We start from the raw sequence: 4,628 nt of genomic DNA, 5'->3' as shown, positions 1-4,628 counted from the left end.
TTATTACAAAATAAGGTTCAAAAGTACTAATAGCGACATTTTCAGACCGGGCGTAGCCCCGTGACCTGTGTCTTGTATTTTGTACCCCCGTGTTACAATACGGGGGTCTAAGACGCCGACGCGCCCGAAAAATTACATTTGTCCATATCACCGACCACCAAAACCAATAAAATCCGTCGTATCGAACAGCTGCAGCTGCCGCTCTCCAGGAGTCGTTTTCGTACCTGCAGGTCGTTCCTGGAGAGGTCGAACAGGTAACTTTGCTGCAGCAACTTTCGTCGGCTCCTCATACCCGCAAAAATCGCAGCGATAGAACGAGCCACAATTGAAAAGCGTCCCTTTCTTACACTGAACGCACTGCCCATGAATCATTCAGGCTCCCTCCTCCTCATAGAAATTTCAAAAATTTGACGAAGCAGATCGGACTGCGTTAGTTTCGGCTCAAGCTGCTGCCGACGTTCCAGAACATCATCGAAATACTCCCAATGCTCGGGAAGCAGCGCAAGCGAAACTTTACGAGCCACATAATCCGACTTTTTACGCCCGGCACCTTCACGGCTGCCACCACGTTTCATCTTCAACATGCCTTGCCCTTTACCGTTCTCGCCAACTTCGAATTCAGTAACTATTTTCTTTTCTTCTTTCGGCTTTTTAAGTGCCATTAATCGTGCATATTCCTTTTCCAAAGCATGAAACCTGTCCAACATCTGAGCAAACAATTCAGCATACCGCTTATCACCAAGACGTTCACGACGAATAAATGCGTCAGTATCACCACAAAACAATTGGTACGCCTGGAACAACGCCTGTGATTCCGGATTTGGATAACCAGGCTGATCGTAAGCAACCATATGCGCACGATGGATATGAGCTGTATCGTACATCTGCTGAAGACTTTTCTTCATAAGTTCGCGTTCCATTTAAACCACCACCTTTTGAATTAAGTTACTAAATTCAATATACAGCTCTAGCGAATAACTGTCAATATGATTTTAGTAACCAAATTCATTTGAAGGAGTCACACCTAAACCTGTCCATACTTTCGGAAACTCCAGTTGATCATTTGGTTTACATCGCTTCGTATGGCTTCAGTAAAAGATCGGTTGTTAATGGAATGGAGCCAGATCACATTTAGCCGGCACAAACATAAACAAGTCTTCCGGGAAGGTTCCAGGAGTCGACGTCCCTATAAAAGACTCGAAGCAAAAGACTCTTCTTCCCCCTGTTGGCGTTCAAGCTCCGACGGATCCGCTCCGCGGACACCTCTGGAGCCCGAACCGCCAATGCGTTTAAGAAGGACATTTTTCAAACGAGTCCATAACGGGATGCGTAGTTTGGGTTCGAACCATGGAGACAACGGAATCAAATCCGACTGAACTGTGTTTTTCATCGCATGAGTGTCGTATAATTTCCGCGATCGAGCCCACCGCCAAATAATCGATTGTTTATCGTGTTCACCTTTTAAGCCCATCATTTCAACATCGTAATAACCCTCATAAATGAAAAATGGCAGCCCAGGAATATTCCTGCTCCACCAAACAAGCTCAATGACTTCTCGCAGCGCCTTATCGATTCGGTTAAAATTCTGAACCGCAACAATGAGATCAAGCTTCATGTGCCGGTGCAAAGTAAACAAGTCAAAGACCTGTTCAGGCAAACTAGACCATTTACGAGAATTGAACCATCGGCCAGCCTCGTCTATAATGACAGTGGAGCCGACCGGAAATGTGTAGTTGATCAGATCGTCGAAAGTGATCTTATGCGCGCCTTTCAGCGGATAATTAGTAAAGACAATATCACCGTTTTTCATTGCCTTATATGCTCTATATGTACAGGCAAACGTCTTGCCGCTGCCTGGAAAACCTGAATAGACTTCAATCATTTCATCACCCCAAATGTGATAAAAAGGCTACCCGATGGTCAGATCGGATAGCCCCGTTAATTATTTTGCTTTTTTCTTAGGAATGAACTTTTGAGCCATACCGAGAACCGCAGCCAAGAACGCCATTGCAACGAACCACACTAAAGGCGGCTCCATGAATACGCCCATACCTGTTTTGACAACATCAAGGATCGAAGAAGCCATTGCGATAAATTCAGTTAATGTCATAGGAGTAGCAGCCATGTTTATTGTCACCTCCTTCCAAATGGAATCAAATTACGTACAAAGCGGAATATATCGAAAAGGGCATCAAAAACCATAATGCCGATAAGCAGCTGACCCACATAATACAATGCTTCCATCCCTGGAGGCGGCGTCGGTAAGAAGAAACCAAATATAGTATCTAGCATTAGCGTTTACCTCTCCTCATTACAAAAAAGAGAACAACGATCACTAGAATCAAAACTGAGAACTGAATATGTACAGCTTGAATGATTTGTGCAGTCGAAGCATTAATTGCATCAATAATCATTTGGGCATGGTCCATGTCACCCATCGTCGTTATTCCCTCCTAATAAACCTGCAACAAAATCCGCTAACAATCCGAAGAAAGCTAAGAAGATAGACATTTTAAAATAGCTTGTTTCCCCGATCCAAGGCATTGTTACCGTAGTATTCCAAACATCCCATATCTTTTTAAACAAGAGTCCTAAGCCATAATCGTTCAGCTGCCATCCCACCTTACCTTTTAAAAATCCGTAATAGAATGACAAGCAACAACGATGTCCCTAACAAGGCATTCACGTCAGGAGGCAAGAATCCAAAAAACAACTTTATGGCGCTAATGAAACCACTAGAAGACTGAAACAAATCATTGATACGTCCGCCAGCTTGAGCCAGAAGATAGATAACGATGTTAACAATGTAAAGAACCCAGTCAACTAAATATTTCAGCCAACCGATTAAATCCCATCCACTTTGAGGAGCAGAAGGAGCAATTGGTAATCCGTTCGAATCGGTAGAACCACCACCGGTCGAAGGCGGTACATAAGGTTTTGAATCTGCATATGTGATTTCAAATGTCGTAACTGTAGGAACATCCGTCTTCGCATCCGACAACCACGTTTTAAGATACAACGTGTGTTTTCCAACAACTTTTATTTTGTCCAAAACATTCTGCGGAACCAGAGTATCACTAGCAGCCGTCGATGCATTTGCTACCGCTAAAGTATCAATATAAGCACCATCTACTGTAAACGAGATTTGCCTGAAATTTGTCGTGCGAATAAAAATGGCACTATTCGGAGTAGAGGCATAAATATTTTTATCCGCTGGATTAAATTGCACCACATTCCCTACCGGTGAGTTTGAACCCCAAACCGAATTCGTTATCTCAACCTCTGAAACAGTAGGAACCAATTTATTTGGGTGATAACTTGACTCAGGTGTTTTAGTAGCTAATGAAGTAAATCCCCCAGAAACAGAATGACCATCACCCCACTGTGACGTGCCTTCCGTCCCTGTTGAATATGTTGCCATTAGACTTGTTCCAACCTTAGTCAATCGAGACATGTAATTCACTTTGTTACCATAAAGAATCACTTGAGTATCATAATATCCAGCCGATTGTCCAGGAGCACAATATTGATTTTTTGGAATTGTATCCGCATATTGATAACAAATAGGTACATCACCATTAATAGACATTGTGTTCGTAGTATCCATTGACCACAATTCCATTGTCCGTTGCGTAGGCTGTACAGTTCTGCTCCAATCACTGTACGAATTAACTAAATAAATACGCTTCTGCTGTTGCCTGGAATCTTGCAGCCATGCAATAATTTCATCTTTAGTCGGCTTATTAACAAATTGGGACGATACTTGATCATACCAATCCATACTAGGAGTGACAGCTGCATGAGCCTTGCCGGGGAAGAAGTTGATCAAGATCCCCGCAATCATTGCAAAAATGAAAAGGAGAACTTTATTCAAACCTCGTCCCCACCATTCTATTATTGTGCTTTGCGAAGTCCCTGGAGAACCGTTTCCAACTTACCGAAACGAACATTGCTGCCAAGTGTCGCAATCACTCTATCCCTAAGTTTGAATGCTTCTGTGTTAATCGTCACGCCATCTTCCAAATAAAACGTAATGTTCTCAAGCGTCTGCTCGTCGTGAAGATCGATGCAGCTCCATGTGCCCGTTTTCGGTGCTTTGCGATTACCTGTTCTGTACTCTTTGAACAAAAACTGTTTTTCATTACCTGCCATTGTTATCCCATCCTTTTGAATGTGTTTTAGGAGTTTGGCTCCATATGGCACCGCTTTGGGAAGCGAAGCCCTAGCAACAAAACTACTAGAGTCGATTTGAAGTTTTCAAAGAACGTTTGATTCTAGTTACTAAAATAGTGGGTTTCCCGATAGTTACCACAGAGTGGAGCTGGTGCCGTTCGCGTGATCAGTCAGGCATTGTTCCAGAACAGGACTCGTACGGGCTAGGGTTTAAGGCAATCTCGCCACCAATTGCCCCCACCATTCCATTTTACACGAACACACGTTCTCATAACGGTCAACTTTCGGTCAATCTCTGCAAAATTTCACAATTTAGACACAAATGCATAAATGGTTAATATCGTTGATATTTTATGCAAAGTGTTCGCATCGACCAGAACAAAAGTGTTCGCATCCTTTTATGCATAAATGGACAAAAAAAGAAGTCCACCCAGTTGGCGGACTCCCAAATTTTT

At 43.0% G+C, this 4,628-nt stretch carries 6 protein-coding genes; all 6 read right to left on the bottom strand.

Annotated elements, in window-relative coordinates:
- Window positions 1-368: 368 nt before the first annotated feature.
- Window positions 369-920, bottom strand: coding sequence for a hypothetical protein (locus AC3WRW_RS32715; RefSeq protein WP_492550393.1), 552 nt, complete (start codon window positions 918-920; stop codon window positions 369-371).
- A gap of 266 nt (window positions 921-1,186) precedes the next feature.
- Entirely contained in the window at window positions 1,187-1,882 is a 696-nt protein-coding gene (locus AC3WRW_RS32710) for a zonular occludens toxin domain-containing protein (protein ID WP_492550392.1), read from the bottom strand.
- A gap of 60 nt (window positions 1,883-1,942) precedes the next feature.
- Window positions 1,943-2,125, bottom strand: coding sequence for a hypothetical protein (locus AC3WRW_RS32705; RefSeq protein WP_492550391.1), 183 nt, complete (start codon window positions 2,123-2,125; stop codon window positions 1,943-1,945).
- Window positions 2,126-2,291: 166 nt separating this feature from the next.
- The gene (locus tag AC3WRW_RS32700) at window positions 2,292-2,438 is read right to left on the bottom strand and encodes a hypothetical protein (RefSeq protein WP_492550390.1); all 147 of its coding nucleotides are present in this window, start codon (window positions 2,436-2,438) and stop codon (window positions 2,292-2,294) included.
- Between the two features lie 185 nt (window positions 2,439-2,623).
- On the bottom strand, window positions 2,624-3,874 hold the full coding sequence (locus AC3WRW_RS32695) for a hypothetical protein (protein ID WP_492550389.1): 1,251 nt from the start codon (window positions 3,872-3,874) through the stop codon (window positions 2,624-2,626).
- A gap of 20 nt (window positions 3,875-3,894) precedes the next feature.
- On the bottom strand, window positions 3,895-4,152 hold the full coding sequence (locus AC3WRW_RS32690; RefSeq protein WP_492550388.1) for a hypothetical protein: 258 nt from the start codon (window positions 4,150-4,152) through the stop codon (window positions 3,895-3,897).
- Between the last annotated feature and the right edge of the window lie 476 nt (window positions 4,153-4,628).

The sequence above is a fragment of the Paenibacillus sp. FW126-R14 genome, assembly GCF_058789495.1.
This window is presented reverse-complemented; position numbering and strand designations above follow the sequence as displayed.

What these genes read in the sequence shown, in the direction of transcription:
- AC3WRW_RS32715 (WP_492550393.1), bottom strand. Translation starts at nt 920, where the DNA reads ATGGAACGCGAACTTATGAAGAAAAGTCTTCAGCAGATGTACGATACA.
- AC3WRW_RS32710 (WP_492550392.1), bottom strand. Translation starts at nt 1,882, where the DNA reads ATGATTGAAGTCTATTCAGGTTTTCCAGGCAGCGGCAAGACGTTTGCC.
- AC3WRW_RS32705 (WP_492550391.1), bottom strand. Translation starts at nt 2,125, where the DNA reads ATGGCTGCTACTCCTATGACATTAACTGAATTTATCGCAATGGCTTCT.
- AC3WRW_RS32700 (WP_492550390.1), bottom strand. Translation starts at nt 2,438, where the DNA reads ATGGGTGACATGGACCATGCCCAAATGATTATTGATGCAATTAATGCT.
- AC3WRW_RS32690 (WP_492550388.1), bottom strand. Translation starts at nt 4,152, where the DNA reads ATGGCAGGTAATGAAAAACAGTTTTTGTTCAAAGAGTACAGAACAGGT.